We start from the raw sequence: 15473 nt of genomic DNA on the forward strand, positions 1-15473 counted from the left end.
CAGCCCTCTTGTGATATTCGCCACATGGGTATTTGGTGAACACACCGCGTCCTTGCGGTGTATGGACGCGGCGGCGGACCCGGGGTGTGGCCGCACCTGGCCGCGCTCCTTCGGCAACGACGCGGGAGGCGACGTGGCAGAGAAAGCAACGGGCGCAGCAGCGGGAGCCGCGGGGAGGGCACCCGCGGCCGACCGTCCTGACATGGTGCGCAATGTCGTGCTGGTCGGCCATTCCGGTTCGGGGAAGACGACTCTCGTGGAGGCGCTCCTGACCGCGACGCGGACCATCCAACGGGCCGGCCGGGTCGAAGAGGGCACCACTGTCAGCGACTTCGACGAGGTCGAGATGCGCCAGCAGCGCTCGGTGAACCTGACCGTGGCCCCGCTGGTCCACAACGACATCAAAATCAACCTGCTGGATACTCCCGGCTACGCCGACTTCGTCGGCGACCTGCGCGCCGGGCTGCGCGCGGCCGACGCGGCGCTGTTCGTGATCTCGGCGTCCGAGGGCGTGGACGGCCTGACCCAGATGCTGTGGGAGGAGTGCGCGGCCGTCGGAATGCCCCGCGCGGTCGTGATCACGAAGATCGACCACCAGAGGGCCGATTTCGACGAGGTCCTGACCAGCTGCCAGAGCGCCTTCGGCGAGGGCGTGGCCCCGCTCTACGTCCCGGTGGTGACCAACGGCCGGGTGAACGGCCTGATCGGGCTGCTGAGCCAGAAGTTCTACAACTACGCGACCGGCACCCGGACCGAGAACCCCGCCGGTCCCTCCTACCAGGGGTTGATCGAGGAGCGCCGCGGCGCCCTCATCGAGGGGATCATCCAGGAGAGCGAAGACGAGTCCTTGATGGACCGTTACCTCTCCGGAGAGGAGATCGACACCAAGGTCCTCATCGACGACCTGGAGAAAGCCGTCGCACGCGGTGGTTTCTATCCGGTGCTCGCCACCGGGACCGGCGTGGGCGCCCAGGAGGTCCTCGAACTCATCACCCAGGGATTCCCCTCCCCCCTGGAGCACCCGATGCCGGAGATCACCTCGATCGACGGCAAGCCGGTCTCCGGCATCTCCTGCGACCCCGAAGGGCCACTCGTGGCCGAGGTCGTCAAGACCACCAGCGACCCCTACGTGGGCCGGATCAGCCTGGTGCGGGTGTTCTCCGGGACGCTACGCCCGGACATGACCGTGCACGTCTCGGGGCACGGGCTGGCCGATCGCGGTCATGAGGACCACGACGTCGACGAGCGCATCGGCGCGCTCTCCTCTCCCCTGGGCAAGCACCAGCGCCCGGCCTCCAAATGCGTGGCCGGAGACATCGTCGCGGTGGCCAAGCTGTCCCGCGCGGAGACCGGCGACACCCTTTCCAGCAAGGACGAGCCGCTGCTGATGACCGCGTGGACGATGCCCGAACCGCTGCTTCCGGTGGCGATCCAGCCCAAGTCCAAGGCCGACGACGACAAGTTGAGCCAGGCTCTCCAGCGGCTGGTCGCCGAGGACCCGACGCTCCGGCTGGAGAACAACGCCGAGACCCGGCAGCTCGTGCTGTGGTGCATGGGCGAGGCGCACGCCGACGTCCTGCTGGACCGGCTGAGCAAGCGGCACGGCGTCGAGGTGGAGAAGATCGAGCTGCGAGTGCCGCTCCGCGAGACCTTCGGCGGCAAATGCCAGGTCATGGGCCGCAACGTCAAGCAGACCGGCGGGCACGGGCAGTTCGCCATCTGCCACCTGGAAGTAGAGCCCCTGTCCTCCGGCGGAGGGTTCGAGTTCGTGGACAAGATCGTCGGCGGTGTGGTGCCGCGCCAGTTCATCCCGTCGGTGGAAAAGGGCGTGCGCACCCAGATGCAGCGCGGGGTCCTGGCCGGATATCCCATGGTGGACATCCGGGTGACGCTCTACGACGGCAAGGCCCACTCGGTCGACTCCTCCGACATGGCCTTCCAGATCGCCGGGGCGCTCGCGCTCAAAGAGGCCGCGTCCAAGGTTCCGACGCTGCTGCTGGAGCCGGTCGACGAGGTGGCCGTGCTGGTCGCCGACGACTACGTCGGCCCGGTGATGTCCGACCTGTCCTCGCGCCGGGGCCGGGTCCTCGGCACCGAACCGGTCGGCGTCGGGCGCACCCTGGTCCGTGCCGAGGTGCCCCAGCTGGAGATCACCCGCTATGCGATCGACCTGAGATCGATGTCACACGGCACCGGGACGTTCCAGCGCACCTTCCTGCGCTATGAACCGCTTCCGTCTCACTTGGTGGACAAAGTCGCCGGGTGATCTGTGGGGGAGGCGCGCACCATCAGGATCGCGCCTCCCAAAAATTACTCGTGTAACAGTAGAATCACAAAACGATTTCTTTTTTCGGCTAAAGCATTCCGGTTCCAGTGCCAGACTGAGGAACCATGCGAACCGGACGCCCTCTGCTTGCCGCCGCCGCCCTCGCCCTCGTCACCACCGGGGCCGCCTACACCTTCGGGCCCGATGCCCCGCCGGCGGCCAAGGCCGCCACCCCCAAGCGGACCTCCGGCACGGCCACGACCTCCGAGACGACCACGGCCTCCCAGTCGACGTCATGCCCGGTGGACGCGAAATATCCCAAGCGGCAGATGCGCGGGGTCTGGATCGCCACGGTGAAGAACATCGACTGGCCCTCACGGACCGGCCTTCCGGTCGCCCGGCAGCAGGCCGAATACCTCAAGCTTCTCGACAGCGCGGTCAAGCGCCGGTTCAACGCGGTGTTCGTCCAGGTCCGCCCGGCCTCCGACGCCTTCTACAAGTCCGACCTGGAGCCCTGGTCGCAGTATCTGACGGGCAAGGCCGGCAAGGATCCCGGCTGGGACCCGCTGGCCTTCCTGGTCGCCGAGGCCCACAAGCGCGGGCTGGAGTTCCACGCCTGGTTCAATCCCTACCGCGCCGCCTACGACGGGGACGTGAACGACCTCCCGGCGAGGCATCCGGCCCGGGTCCACCCCGACTGGATCGTCAAGCACGAGGGCCGGGTCTACTACAACCCGGGCCTGCCCGAGGTCCGCGACCACGTCACCTCGGTCATCAAGGACGTGGTGACGCGCTACGACGTGGACGGGGTCCACTTCGACGACTACTTCTACCCCTATCCGGGCGCGGGCACGAAGTTCGCCGACGACGCCGTCTACCGGAAGCACGGCAAGGGCGCCAAGCTCGCCGACTGGCGCCGCGCCAACGTCGACAAGCTGATCGCGCAGGTCGACAGGGTCGTGCACGAGACGAAGCCGCACGTGAAGTTCGGCATCAGTCCGTTCGGGATCTGGCGCAACAAGTCCGACGACCCCACCGGCTCGGCCACCGGCGGCATGTCCGCCTACGACTCCATCTACGCCGACGCCCGCCACTGGATCCGCAAGGGCACCGTCGACTACGTCATACCGCAGCTCTACTGGCCGCGCGGGTTCAAGGCCGCCGACTACGACGTGCTGATGCCGTGGTGGGCGAACGAGGTCAAGGGCACCGACGTGCACCTCTACATCGGCCAGGCCCTCTACCAGGTCGGCAGCACCGGCACCCCGGCCTGGACCGAACCCGGCGAGATACCCTCGCATCTCGCGCTGAACCGCAGGCACAGGCAGGTCGGCGGCGACGTCTACTTCAGCGGCAAGCAACTCCTCACCAACCCGCTGGGCGTGCTGGACCGGGTCGTCAAGAACCACTACCACCGCCCGGCGCTGCTGCCCCTGATGAAGTCCCTCGGCGGCCAGGCACCCGCCCAGCCCGCCGACGTGAAGACGCAGGGCACCACGCTCAGCTGGAAGTCCTCCGCCGGCGCTCGTTCCTACGCGGTCTACCGGGTTTCCTCCGGCAAGGCCGGCCAGTGTGCCACCGCGGACGCACGCAACCTGGTCGCGCTCGTGCCCGCGGCAGACGGCGGGCGGCAGACCTTCGCCATCGAGGGCGGCGGCACCTACCTCGTCACCGCCCTGGACCGGCTGCACAACGAGAGCGCGCCCGCCGGGGCCGTCTAGCCGAGTTCAATAGGCTGGTCCTGTAGACCCGTGGCACGATCTTCCCCTACGGTGCCAGCATTTGCCCAAGGTCTGGGGAGGTCAGTGGTGAGGCGGACGCTTATCGCGTTTGTGCTGTTCCTGAGCGTGTTGTGGCCAGGGGCAGCGCAAGCCGCCGCGCCGGCTGACGGGCGGGTGGTGCTCATCGGCGTCCCCGGGCTGCAGTGGGGTGACCTCAGCCCCGAGAACACGCCGAACCTGTGGCGGCTGGCCGGCCAGAGTGCGGTCGGCTCGCTGTCCGTCCGCACGGTCGGGCGGGTGACCTGCCCCTATGACGCATGGCTGACGGTCTCGGCCGGTGTCAGGTCCGCGGTCGGCTACGGTTGCGGGCTCCCGCCGGTGCCCGAGCCCGGCACGACCGGCGCGGTCATCCCCGGCTACGAATACCTGCGCGATGTCGCCGGTCAGCGGAACGCCGGTGTGCTCGGCGAGGCCGTACACGCCGCGGGTGGGTGCACGCTCGCGGTCGGCCCGGGCGCGGCGCTGGCCCTCGCCGACCGGACGGGGAAGGTGGACCGCTACGTCCCCTCCCCCTCGCAGATCGGTCCGGGCGTGCTCACCGAGTGCCGGGTGGTCGCCGTGGACGTGGACGACCTGATCAGGCCGTACGCAGACGGCGGACGGCTGCCCGACACGGAGGAGAAGCTGGCCCCGGGGCAGCGGGCCGCGGCGCTGCGGCTGGCCGACGCCAGGGCCGGAGCGGTGCTGAACGCGCTGCCCGAGGATGCCGGTGTGCTGCTGGCGGGCCTGGCCGACCACGGGAACGCGCCGCATCTGCGGGTGGCCATGATGCGCGCCGGAGACGGGTCCGGCCGGTTTCTGGGAGCGGCCTCCACTCACCGCGAGGACATCACGATCCTGCCGGACATCACCGCCACGATGCTCACCATGGCCGGCATCCCGACGCCGCCGACCGTGATCGGCGTGCCCTGGCGGGCGAGCGAAAGCCGTACCGGCGGCATGGAGACGGCACGGGCCGAGCTGATGAACGCCGACGTGGCCGGCCAGACGATCAGGAACATGGGTGGGATCTTCTTCACCGCCGTCGCCGTGCTCCAGGTCGTCTTCTACGTCATCGCGTTCCTGCTGATGCGCCGCAGGCGGGGGCTGGGCGGGATCCGCGTGGCCGCGCTGGTGCTCGCGTCCGTGCCCGTGTCGACGTATCTGGTCAACCTCACCCCCTGGCACCACAGCCAGGCGCCGACGATCTCCCTTGTCGGCGGGGTCGTCGGATTCGCCCTCCTGCTGGCCGCGGCGGCGCTGGCCGGCCCCTGGCGGCGCGACCCGCTCGGACCCTTGGCCGTCGTGACGGGGGTCACCGCGGCGGTGCTCGCCGGTGACCTGCTGACCGGGACGACCCTGCAGCTCAACAGCCTGATGGGCTACACCGCCGTGGTCGGCGCCCGCTACTACGGCCTGGGCAACATCCCCTTCGCGCTGTTCGCCACATCGGTCCTGCTGCTGGCCACCACGATCGCGCACCGGCTGGTGGGGTGGGCCCGCAAGAGCGCGGCGGTCGCCGTCGTGGTGGTGCTGGGGTGCTCGGCGATGATCCTGGGCGGCTGGCCGGGTGTGGGCAGCGACTTCGGCGGTGTGATCGCTTTTGTGCCGGGCATCGCGGTGACCGCGCTTCTGATCGCGGGCAGGCGGGTCTCGATCGTCAAGCTGGGCGCGTTCTGCGTGGCGGGCGGCGTCACCGTGATGACCATCGCCTATCTCGACTACATGCGCCCGCCGGCTTCCCAGACCCATCTGGGCCGCTTCGTCGGCCAGGTGTTCACCGGCGAGGCGATGGAGGTGATCGGCCGGAAGCTCGGCGCGATGCTGGGCACGCTGCTCAACCCCAACCTGATGCCGATTGTGATCGCCGCGGTCGCGTTCCTGGTCTACGCGCTGCTGCGGCCGGGAGCGGCGAGTGCCGGAGTGCTTCCCGCCGCCTTCAGCCACTCCCCCGCACTGAAGGCGGGCCTGATCGGCACCCTGGTCAGCGGGGTGGTCGGCATGCTGGTCAACGACTCGGGCGCGGCCGTGCTGTCCATGGCGCTCGCGCTCGGCGTGCCGCTGATGCTGTCGGTGGGCATCAAGGCCCTCCACGACGGCACGGTGGGCTACGAGGTGGGCCAGGAGTCCGCGAGCAGTTCCCTGGTGTCGCGGAGCAGCTGAGGAAGCACCTTGGTGTGACCGACCACCGGCATGAAGTTGGTGTCCCCGCCCCAGCGGGGCACCACGTGCTGGTGCAGGTGGGCGGCGATGCCCGCACCGGCCACGCTGCCGAGGTTCATGCCCACGTTGAAGCCCTGCGCGCCGCTGGCTTTGCGCAGGGCGACCAGCGCGCGTTTGGTGAAGTCGGCGAGCTCGGCGGTCTCGCCGTCGTCCAGGTCCGCGTAGTCCGACACGTGCCGGTAGGGGCAGACCATCAGGTGCCCGGAGTTGTAGGGGTAGAGGTTGAGCACCGCGTAGACCGACTCTCCGCGGGCGACGATCAATCCGTCCTCGTCGCTCATCCGAGGGATGTCACAGAACGGGCAGCCGTCGTCCGGACCGGAGCCGGTCGGCTTGTTGGCCCCCTTGATGTAGGCCATCCGATGAGGAGTCCAGAGCCTTTCGAACGCGTCCGGCGTCCCTGCCCCATGCTGCGTCTCTGGCTCTTCGCTCATGGCGATTAGCATATTGCCAAGCGGGTTTGTTCGGCGTGGCGCCTCCTCGGCGGAGGCCCCGAACCAGCCGGGCCGTCCGGTGTGGCGTGCGCGAACGCCGATCGGCCTCCCCCGCCGCGGGGAGGACTCAGAGTACGGCCTCCGCGGCACGAGCGGACAAATGGGGCGGATTTCCGGCAGAATCCAGCCAGCGTGACCATCGACAGCCGAGGAGCACCCCATGACCGACGTCGCCGCCGAGGAACTCACCGAGGAGACCGCCGAGGAGATCGACTCTCCCGCTGAGACGACCACCGCCATGCGGCCGTTCTCCCTGAGCCGGTCGGACTCGCCCCTCGCCGAACCGCCCGCCGAGATGGTGGCTTCAGCCGTGGTGAAGGGCCGGATCAAGGTGGCCGACGAGGTGGTGGAGAAGGTCGCCGCCCTGGCCACGCTGGAGGTGCCCGGTGTCGCCACCCTGGGCGAGGTTTCGGATCACGCGTTCGAGGCCGTCCGCGAGCGGGCCGGCACCGGGGCCAGGCGCACCAGCCGGGGTGTGAGCGCCCACGTCCAGGACCGCACGGTCGCGGTGGACGTGTCGATCGTGGCCGAATACGGCCACGTGGTCATGGACATGGCCAACGAGGTCAAGACCAACGTGGCCCGCACGGTCAGCAGGATGCTGGGCATGCGGGTCGTCGAGGTCAACGTCAGCGTCGACGACGTTCGCCTGCCCGGCGAGCTCACCGCCGAGACCCCCCTCGCCGAAGGGTCCTGACCCCCGAGGCCCGCGCGAGGTCAGTGCCGGCGCGGGCCACGCATCTCAGAGAGCCTGATCATGGATGAGGCCACGGCCTTGTTCACCGCGTCGATCCGCGACACCGCACCGAGCTTGCCGAAGATGTTGCGGAGATGGCGCTTCACGGTGCCCTGGGAGATCGACAGGCGATTGGCGATCTGAGCGTTGCTGAACGCGTGGGCGACGAGGAGGAGGACCTCGCGTTCTCGCTCGGAGAGCATCACGGTCGTGGTCTGGCTGACGTATTCCATGCTGATCCGGGAGACCGAGAGCACCACCCGGCCCGGATCGGTCATCACCGTGCAGATCGCGGCGACCAGCTCGTCCCTGCTGATGCTCTTCAGGAGGTAGCCGTTGACGCCCAGGGCCAGTACGGCCTGCACCAGCTGCGGATCGTCGTACATGCTCAGCACGATCACACGGCTCTGTGGTGAGCGATCCAGGATGCGTTGTGCGGTGACGGTCACCTCGTCACCGGGAATGCTCACATCCAGCAGGACGACGTCGGGACGAGACTCCTCCACCAGCCGGATCGCCTGCTCGCTGTTGGCGGCCGCGCCCACGACGGTCAGGTTCTGATAGGTGTCCAGCAGTTCCTGCAGCCCCTGCCGGAACAGCATGTGGTCGTCAACGAGAAGGATCCTGGTCGGTTCAGCTGTATTTAACATCACGTACTCCGGGGAGAGGGATGCGCACCTGGATGCGTGCGCCGGCACCGGGTCGGCTGTGAACCGACACGGTGCCGCCCAGTAACTCGGTTCTCTCCTTCATCGACGTCAGCCCGATGCCGTTCCCTGAGCGCGTCGCCGTCGTGACGTCGAAGCCCTTCCCGTCATCCTCGATCATCGCCCGGACCTCGTGAGGGGCGATGTCGACCCATGCCGTCAGGTTCCTGGGCTCCGCATGCGTGAGAGCGTTGCGCAAGGCCTCCCGCAGCACCACGAAAAGCTCGTCCCGCACTCCGGCCGGAGCCCAGGCCTCGTCGCCGTTGACGAACACCGTCGTGGAGACGTCGTTGGGCGCCACCAGCGCCAGGTATTCGAGCAGCCCCTTCTCCAGGTCCTCCACCGGATTCCTCAGGCGCAGGTCGAGATTGATGTCCCTGATCCGGTCGAGGCATTCGACAAGGGCCGCCTTGGCCAGGGTCACCTTCTCGCTGGGTGACCCCGTGTGGTAGATCTCGTGCATCTCCAGATGGCGGAAGGCGACGTTCACCTGGTTGCCCAGCCGGTCGTGCAGTTCCCTGGCGATGCGCCGCCGTTCGTCCACATGCGCGCCGTGAATACGGTTGAGCAGATGACCGGCATAGGACATCGCCGCGCTTTGAACTCGTTCGACGAGGCTGAGATTGAGCGCGGTGGCCGCCACCGACAGAACCCGTGCCGCCACAGCGTCATCGGGAAGTGACTCTTCGACCACGGTGAGGATGACTTCGAAAAGAATCGCCGCGGCGCGCAGGGAGTCGCTGGTGTGCACGCCGTGCGATGCCCGGCTCACACCGATTGCCGTACTCAGGGAGAGCGTGGACTGGTCGATGACCGCCTGGCCGCTGCGCAGGCTTTCCTTTACGTCTTCCAGAATGTAGCCGGCCTGTTCCAGCGCCTGGCCCCAGGAGGCATCATTCATGACAATGGTGCTGTTCGCTTCACGAAGCTGCGCTTCATAGACAGAGAGAACTTCGGAACGGCGCAGTTCCAGACTCTCCGCGACACGCGCCCCCATGGCTTCGATCCCAGACATTTCCAACCCAGGATCTCCCTGCTTCGCACCCATCACCTTTATATAGGCGCGATCTTAGCAGGTCATGCCAAGGTTAGGACATCGCAAACTGCACTATTATAGTGATGTTCGCCAAGTATTGTGTGATCATAAAAATCAGATACGGTCTGCGCGCCTTGCTTCGCCCGCCGAGAGTGGACGGGCTGACCACCAGGCCGGCCACGGTCAAACCGCCGACGCAGAAGACGACGGCCGCCGGGATCAGGGAGTGCACCAGGCCGAGGGCGAAGAAGAGGAAGCCCAGCCCCACCCCCACGGCCGACACCCCGATCGCCGCGCGGGCCCGGGTCTGCCCCCAGGCCACCACCCATGTCCTGCGACCGGCCGCGCGGTCGCCCTCCTCGTCATGCAGATCCTTCGAGGTCGCCCCGACCAGCCCCATCCAGAGCACCGCCGCCGTGGCGAAGGCACCCAGCTCGACGCCGCCCGCCCCCCAACTGCCGGCCGCGTAGCTCAGGCCACCCATGCCGATCACGACGAAGATGGCACCCGGCGTCGAGCGCTTCCACCGGAACGGAGGGCCGGAATACAGATATTCGAGGGCGAGGAATAAGAGGACGAACCAGAAGAGGCCATTTCCTTCGATCGCCCCGCCGATCAGGGCGAGAATGGCATACGATATCGACACCGTGGCGGCCGCCCTAAGCGATACGTCACCACTCGCTATAGGCCGTTTTGATCCATTGACACGGTCCTCGACAACATCGGTAACACCGTTGAAAACATACACGGCGGTTGTAGTCAAATACCAGATGGTCACCCCCAGCATAGCCGATGCCACGTCCAGTTTGCCACCCAGGATCGCCCCCACGAGAAACCTCATCGCGAAGACGATCTGCACGACTGGCCTTGACTCGATGAAACAGTTTGATACGGCCGAGGCGACTCCGCGAGCCCGGAGAATTCGCGGCCGTTCTATTACGGGAAGCATGGGCTCAGATTAGTCCGCGGGTCCGCCCCGATGAAGCGATAAAGCTGAAGGTAGGACCCCGGATGTCACTTTATGGGCATCGTTTTGTGCGAGGCGAAGTCAATTGCCCATACGACCATAATTGAATTTCAATGAACAGTCGAATTAATGCGCTGTCAGGAATCGGCTTCGGATATGCCGGAAATCCGGCGGGTCTCCCGGAGAAACACGACCGCCACGAACGCGACGACGCCGAGGACCGTGATCAGCAGGGCGATCGGCCATGACGCGCCCCCGTACCGCTGGGTCAGCGCGGCCGCGACGAAGGGCGCGGGACCGCCGACGAGCGCCGCGCTCGCCTCCCTGGCCACGGTGACTCCGCTGAATCGGCCCGAGGTTTCGAACAGTTCGGGAAACAGCGCCGACTGGGCCGCCACCATCGCGGCCACGCCCACTCCGACCATGAGCGTCACCGCCATGACGACCCACGCGCCGCCACCGGATTCCACCAGCCGGAACATGGGGAATGCCGTGATGATCAAGAACGCGGAGCCGCCGAACCACACCGGCCGGCGGCCCACCCTGTCGGTCAGCACGCCGAACAGCGGCACGGTGACGATCGCCACGGCCGAGGCCACCAGGTTCGCGACCAACCCGGTCACCGCGCTCACACCCAGCGACTTGGTCGCATAGGACAGCAGGAACACCTGGGCGAGGTAGAAGATCCCAACGAACGGCCCGTTGGCGGCGAACACGAGGAACATGTCCCGCGGCTGACGGCGGATCACTTCCCAGACGGGGAAACGGTTCGCGCGCCGAGTGGTCCGCGTGTCGCTGAAAGCGGTCGTCTCGCTGATCCTCACGCGGAAGTAAAGGCCGATGAGCACGGTCACCAGGCTCAGAAGGAACGGCACCCGCCATCCCCAGGCGACGAACTGCCTCTCGGGCAGCAGGGACACCGCCGAGAAGGCGAGTGTCGCGAGCAGCACTCCCCCGAAGAAACCGGCCGCCGGCAGGCTGGCACGCAGCCCGCGACCGCGATGCCCGCCGGACTCGGTGGCGACCAGGATGGCGCCGACGTACTCGGCACCCGCGCCGATCCCCTGCAGGAGCCGCAAGATCACCAGCAGGACGGGGGCCAGGATGCCCACGGACTCATACGAAGGCAGCAGGCCGATGCCTATGGTCGCGCTGCCCATGAGCGACAGGGTGAACACCATGATCGGAACACGGCCGGCACGGTCGCCGAAGTGGCTCAGCACCAGGCCGCCGATCGGCCGCGCGAGGAACCCCACGGCGAACGTCGCCAAAGACGCGAGCGTCGCGACGCCGGGGCTGCCCGCGGGGAAGAATCTCCCACCGAAGACCAGGGCCGCGCCCAGTCCGAAGAGCGCGAAGTCGTAGGACTCGACGATCGTCCCGGCGACACTCGCGACGGTCACTCGTGGTCCTGGAGTGTCCCAGGTCCCGACCGACGATGGGTGCCCTTCAAGAGGTTCCCGACCGACCATAGGTGCCCCTTGAAAGTGACATCACCTGCGAGCGCTTACGTGGTCAGACCAAGATCGAGGCAAGAATACCCAAATCGAATCGTCGGCGACGAGGGAAGAATCAACACAAAGTCACCAACATTTCGATAAGTCTGGCCCTCGAAAATTCACTTTCCGCTTTTTGGTCTGCCCTTAAATGCGGAAAAAGCCCGGCCAGCCTCTGGAACACTTAAAGCCGGAAAGACCCTGGATCGGCCACCGGCACGTTCAGCAACATCGGGCCGTCCGCCGTCAGTGCGGCGGTCAGCTCCGGCCTCAGCCGGTCGGCCGACTCCACTCGGCGGGCAGGGCATCCGTAACCGGTGGCGATCGCGACCATGTCGAGCCCGTCCAGTCGCCAGCCGGACGCGAACCTGAGTGTGCCCCGGCCCTCACGCTGGAGTCTTCGCCTCGTCCTTCATTTTTTGTCGGTGACAGCCGATAGGTTGACCGTGGCGTGATCGAGCGGATCGACGGGGGTGGGTGTGCGCAGGTCGTTCAGATTCGTACTGCGGCCCACCGTCAAACAGGCGGTCGCACTCGGTGCGATGCTGGAGGACCACCGTCAGTTGTACAACGCGGCGTTGGAGGAGCGGCGCGAGGCCTATCGGCGGCGCCGGATCGGCATCCGATACGGGGAGCAGTCCGCGCAGCTGAAACAGATCCGCGCCGCCGATCCGGACGGGCAGGGCCGCTGGTCGTTCACCTCCCAGCAGCAGACGCTGCGCCGCCTGAACCGGGCGTTTGAGGCGTTCTTCCGCCGCATCAGGGCCGGGCAGACCCCCGGCTATCCTCGATTTAAGGGGCGGGGCCGGTTCGACACGGTCACGTTCGTCGAGGGGGACGGAGCCCGGTGGGACTCCCAGCTGCACCACCCCAACGCCGCCTTCGTGAAGCTGCACGGAGTCGGGCACCTGCGGGTCCACCAGCACCGCCCCGTTACCGGCCGGGTCAAAACCGTAGAGGTCAAGCGGGAGGGGCGGCGCTGGTACGTCATCCTCTCATGCGACGACGTACCCGCCCGGCCTCTCCCTTCCACAGGGCGTCAGATCGGCGTGGACATGGGGGTCACCCACTTCGCCACGCTCACCGAGCCACTGCCCGGGGTGAGCGACGGCCAAGGGCACATCCCCAACCCCCGTTACCTGAAAACGGTGAAGGAGGAACTCGCGGCGGCGCAGCGCGCCTACGCCCGCACCCAGCGCGGGTCGAAACGCCGTAAGAAGGCCGCCCGGAAGATCGGGCAGATTCACCGCAAGGCCGCCCGGCAGCGGGCCGACCACGCGCACAAGACTGCCTTGGCCCTGGTCCGCAACGCGGACTTCCTCGCGGTCGAGGACCTGAACATCAAGAACATGACCAAGAGCCCGGCTCCCAGGCCGGACCCCGGACAGGCCGGTTCCTACCTGCCCAACGGATCCGCCGCCAAGGCGGGCTTGAACAAGAGCATCCTGGACGCGGGTTGGGGGGTGTTCCTGAGCATCCTGTCGTACAAGGCTGAAAGCGCCGGTCGCCAGTTGATCTCTGTGGACCCCCGCAACACCTCCCGCACCTGTCCCAGCCCTGGTTGCGGACACGTGTCAGGCGAGAACCGTCAATCCCAGGCTGACTTCACCTGCGTCAGATGCGGATATGCCGCTAACGCGGACGTCGTCGGAGCGAGCAACACACTGAGGGTCGGGCTGGCCCTCCGCGACGCCCACGCGGCGTAGCGAGAAGCCCCCTCGCTCACGAGGGGGCGGAGTCACCGTCACGACCGCGGCCTCGTGCAGGCCGAGCACGAACGAGATGTCGGATGGCCACTCACGGAACAGCCGCATCTCGGTATGACTCGGATTGCCGAAGACCGTGGTCAGGCCGAGGCCTCGCAGCAACGACAGGGTCGCTTCGCGAACGGTGCCGTCGCCGGAGGCCCCGGCGCCCGGATTCATCTATCCACCCGCCGCGAGAGTCAGGATGTGCTGGTTGCCGGTCGCCCAGACGGCGGTCATCACCACTCGTGCGATCTTCCAGGTCCGCTCGGCGCGGACCAGGTCGAAGCGGTAGTGGCCGCCCAGCGTCCACAGCGGCCCGCCGTGCGCGTTGGGCAGCAGGTGGGTGGCCTGGAAGGCCGCCGTGCACACGGCCTCGTCACCCTGGACCTCGGCCAGGTGGTTGGTGATCAGGTGCTGGGTGGCCTCAAGCTTCCCCAGAAGCCCCGACCAGGCGGAGACGATCTGCTCCGGGGTCAGGGCGACGGGTTCTCCACCGTTGAGGCTGGTGTAGTCCAGAACCGTCTTCTCGGCGAACAGCCCGGTGAGGGCGTCCCATTCCCGCTGGTCGGTGTACCACCCCAGCCTGGTGCAGACGTCGATCACATCCAGGCGATCTTCGACAGGACTCATGGTCCTCTCCGTTCCTCTCGGTTTCGCTCAGCGCGTCGCGGCTCACCACGGGATTTCGCGACGCTCCCGGAAGAAGCCGCCGGTCGGCCCGTCGTCGGGCAGGGTGGCGAGCCAGACGATGGTGTCGGCGGCATCCCGTGGTTTGACCGGGGCGGCGGGCCCGCCCATGTCGGTCCGGACCCAGCCGGGGCATACGGCGTTCACCTTCACCGCCACCCAGGGCACCGCCGCGGACAGGCTGAGCGTCATCGCGTTCAGCCCGGCCTTGGCGATGCCGTAGGCGGGCGGACTGGGGACGTTGTGGGTGACGGCGCCCAATCCGGAGGAGACGTTCACCACCCGGCCGTACCCCCGATAGATCATTCCGGGGACCAGTGCCTGGCACATGCGCCAGGCACCGATCAGATTGACCTGGAGGGATTCGAGGAAGGTGGTCTCGTCAACCCGGAAGAACGACTGCGTGGGGTAGATCCCCGCATTGTTAACCAGAATGTCGACCGCTCCGACCCGTTCGGCGCAGGCGGACACGCTCGCCGGAGAGGTCACGTCGAGCACCTCGGCCACCACGTCGTGCCCTTCCGAGCGCAACCGGCCGGCCTGCCTCTCGCCCTGCCCGAGGTCACGCGCCGTCAGGATCACGCGGTATCCGGCCTCGGCGAGCTGCCTGCACACCTCCAGCCCGATTCCGCGGTTGCCTCCGGTCACCAGTGCGGTTCGCGTCATGGGCCGATGATCCAATTCTCCTGGACCACGAGCCGGTGAACGTAGCGCGGCTCGATGAACGTCTCCAGGTCCGCCATCGCCTTTCCGAACTCCGGACCGGCCAGCGCGGCGTCGAGATCCGCCACGCTGTCGAACCAGAGCTGGTGCGCGCAGTCCAGCGCCGTCTCCCCGATCGCGTAGGCGCCGTCGCGAACGTGACCCTGCCAGTAGCGGCGCAGCCCCGGGATCTCCCGCACCAGCTCCGCGAACCCGCCGAGGCTGGATTCGCGGAACTCCTGCAGCGACAGGCCGGCCCTGCGCTTGACCAGCATCAGCAGCTTCGTACCCGGCCGGTCGGCGCTCTGCGGTTCACCGGGGACCACCTCGGCGGCCTCCGTGTCGAGCACGAGCGTCTGCCAGAACGCCGCCCACCGGGGCTCGTCCAGCCGGGCGCCCTGGAGGAACTCCGGAGACTGGAGCGAGGCGAGCTGGTCGGCGTCGTTGGCGAGCCAGATCTCGGCCACACCGCCCCAGAGCGGTTCTCCCTTGTCGGAGGCGGAGTTCACCCGGGCGTCCACGCAGTATCGCTTGATCTGCGGAATCTTGGACGCGTAGCGTACGGCGTGCACCTCGATCCAGTAGCGCTGGAACTCCTCTTCGGTCATCCCCGGCCGGGGACTGGCGAAGATCAGTTGGTGGATCACGGAA

14 protein-coding genes are annotated in these 15473 nt (G+C 67.5%); 5 read left to right on the forward strand and 9 right to left on the reverse strand.

What is annotated here, in order from left to right; all coding sequences use genetic code 11:
• Positions 1 to 133: 133 nt before the first annotated feature.
• The 3 genes from ACFY2X_RS39315 (at position 134) to ACFY2X_RS39325 (ending at position 6189) form a co-directional block, all read left to right on the forward strand.
• Positions 134 to 2266 (forward strand): elongation factor G-like protein EF-G2, encoded by a 2133-nt coding sequence (locus ACFY2X_RS39315; protein WP_389948173.1) that lies wholly within the window; start codon positions 134 to 136, stop codon positions 2264 to 2266.
• A gap of 125 nt (positions 2267 to 2391) precedes the next feature.
• Positions 2392 to 3987, forward strand: coding sequence for a glycoside hydrolase family 10 protein (locus ACFY2X_RS39320; RefSeq protein WP_389948174.1), 1596 nt, complete (start codon positions 2392 to 2394; stop codon positions 3985 to 3987).
• Between the two features lie 87 nt (positions 3988 to 4074).
• Complete coding sequence (locus ACFY2X_RS39325) at positions 4075 to 6189, forward strand: hypothetical protein (protein WP_389948175.1); 2115 nt, start codon at positions 4075 to 4077, stop codon at positions 6187 to 6189.
• Here ACFY2X_RS39325 and ACFY2X_RS39330 read toward each other — a convergent pair.
• Positions 6135 to 6683, reverse strand: a complete 549-nt coding sequence (locus tag ACFY2X_RS39330; protein WP_389948176.1) for an HIT family protein — start codon at positions 6681 to 6683, stop codon at positions 6135 to 6137. The genes ACFY2X_RS39325 and ACFY2X_RS39330 overlap by 55 nt on opposite strands.
• 220 nt (positions 6684 to 6903) lie before the next feature.
• On the opposite strand from ACFY2X_RS39330, the gene ACFY2X_RS39335 reads away from it, so the two are divergent.
• Entirely contained in the window at positions 6904 to 7440 is a 537-nt protein-coding gene (locus ACFY2X_RS39335) for an Asp23/Gls24 family envelope stress response protein (protein WP_389948177.1), read from the forward strand.
• Between the two features lie 20 nt (positions 7441 to 7460).
• Here ACFY2X_RS39335 and ACFY2X_RS39340 read toward each other — a convergent pair whose 3' ends face one another.
• The 5 genes from ACFY2X_RS39340 to ACFY2X_RS39360 all read right to left on the reverse strand — a co-directional run bounded on the left by ACFY2X_RS39340 (position 7461) and on the right by ACFY2X_RS39360 (position 12034).
• Positions 7461 to 8129 (reverse strand): response regulator, encoded by a 669-nt coding sequence (locus ACFY2X_RS39340; RefSeq protein ID WP_389948178.1) that lies wholly within the window; start codon positions 8127 to 8129, stop codon positions 7461 to 7463.
• A complete protein-coding gene (locus ACFY2X_RS39345; RefSeq protein WP_389948179.1) occupies positions 8113 to 9234 on the reverse strand; it encodes a sensor histidine kinase in 1122 nt (373 codons plus the stop codon). The genes ACFY2X_RS39340 and ACFY2X_RS39345 overlap by 17 nt, the downstream gene beginning before the upstream one ends.
• Positions 9235 to 9274: 40 nt before the next feature.
• Positions 9275 to 10081: a UbiA family prenyltransferase gene (locus ACFY2X_RS39350; RefSeq protein WP_389948180.1), complete on the reverse strand. Its 807-nt coding sequence runs from the start codon at positions 10079 to 10081 to the stop codon at positions 9275 to 9277.
• A gap of 245 nt (positions 10082 to 10326) precedes the next feature.
• Positions 10327 to 11592 carry an MFS transporter gene (locus tag ACFY2X_RS39355; protein ID WP_389948181.1) on the reverse strand — a complete coding sequence of 422 codons (1266 nt, stop codon included), beginning with the start codon at positions 11590 to 11592 and terminating at the stop codon, positions 10327 to 10329.
• A 277-nt stretch (positions 11593 to 11869) separates the two neighbouring features.
• Positions 11870 to 12034 carry a thiamine pyrophosphate-dependent enzyme gene (locus ACFY2X_RS39360; RefSeq protein WP_389948240.1) on the reverse strand — a complete coding sequence of 55 codons (165 nt, stop codon included), beginning with the start codon at positions 12032 to 12034 and terminating at the stop codon, positions 11870 to 11872.
• A gap of 130 nt (positions 12035 to 12164) precedes the next feature.
• Here ACFY2X_RS39360 and ACFY2X_RS39365 point away from each other — a divergent pair, with 130 nt between their 5' ends.
• On the forward strand, positions 12165 to 13391 hold the full coding sequence (locus tag ACFY2X_RS39365) for an RNA-guided endonuclease InsQ/TnpB family protein (protein ID WP_389948182.1): 1227 nt from the start codon (positions 12165 to 12167) through the stop codon (positions 13389 to 13391).
• A 219-nt stretch (positions 13392 to 13610) separates the two neighbouring features.
• Here ACFY2X_RS39365 and ACFY2X_RS39370 read toward each other — a convergent pair whose 3' ends face one another.
• Genes ACFY2X_RS39370 through ACFY2X_RS39380 form a run of 3 tightly spaced genes read right to left on the reverse strand, consistent with a single transcriptional unit; the run spans position 13611 to position 15469 of the window.
• Complete coding sequence (locus ACFY2X_RS39370; RefSeq protein ID WP_389948183.1) at positions 13611 to 14063, reverse strand: nuclear transport factor 2 family protein; 453 nt, start codon at positions 14061 to 14063, stop codon at positions 13611 to 13613.
• 42 nt (positions 14064 to 14105) lie between these two features.
• Entirely contained in the window at positions 14106 to 14786 is a 681-nt protein-coding gene (locus ACFY2X_RS39375; RefSeq protein WP_389948184.1) for an SDR family oxidoreductase, read from the reverse strand.
• On the reverse strand, positions 14783 to 15469 hold the full coding sequence (locus tag ACFY2X_RS39380; protein WP_389948185.1) for an EthD family reductase: 687 nt from the start codon (positions 15467 to 15469) through the stop codon (positions 14783 to 14785). Before ACFY2X_RS39380 ends, ACFY2X_RS39375 begins: the two co-directional genes overlap by 4 nt.
• Positions 15470 to 15473 lie beyond the last annotated feature (4 nt).

The sequence above is a fragment of the Streptosporangium sp. NPDC000396 genome (assembly GCF_042898655.1).
Taxonomy (GTDB): Bacteria; Actinomycetota; Actinomycetes; order Streptosporangiales; family Streptosporangiaceae; genus Streptosporangium.

Excerpts from the sequence above, each read along its gene's own strand:
- ACFY2X_RS39320 (WP_389948174.1), top strand. The coding sequence starts at position 2,392 with ATGCGAACCGGACGCCCTCTGCTTGCCGCCGCCGCCCTCGCCCTCGTC.
- ACFY2X_RS39335 (WP_389948177.1), top strand. The coding sequence starts at position 6,904 with ATGACCGACGTCGCCGCCGAGGAACTCACCGAGGAGACCGCCGAGGAG.
- ACFY2X_RS39345 (WP_389948179.1), bottom strand. The coding sequence starts at position 9,234 with ATGGGTGCGAAGCAGGGAGATCCTGGGTTGGAAATGTCTGGGATCGAA.
- ACFY2X_RS39375 (WP_389948184.1), bottom strand. The coding sequence starts at position 14,786 with ATGACGCGAACCGCACTGGTGACCGGAGGCAACCGCGGAATCGGGCTG.
- ACFY2X_RS39370 (WP_389948183.1), bottom strand. The coding sequence starts at position 14,063 with ATGAGTCCTGTCGAAGATCGCCTGGATGTGATCGACGTCTGCACCAGG.
- ACFY2X_RS39340 (WP_389948178.1), bottom strand. The coding sequence starts at position 8,129 with ATGTTAAATACAGCTGAACCGACCAGGATCCTTCTCGTTGACGACCAC.
- ACFY2X_RS39330 (WP_389948176.1), bottom strand. The coding sequence starts at position 6,683 with ATGAGCGAAGAGCCAGAGACGCAGCATGGGGCAGGGACGCCGGACGCG.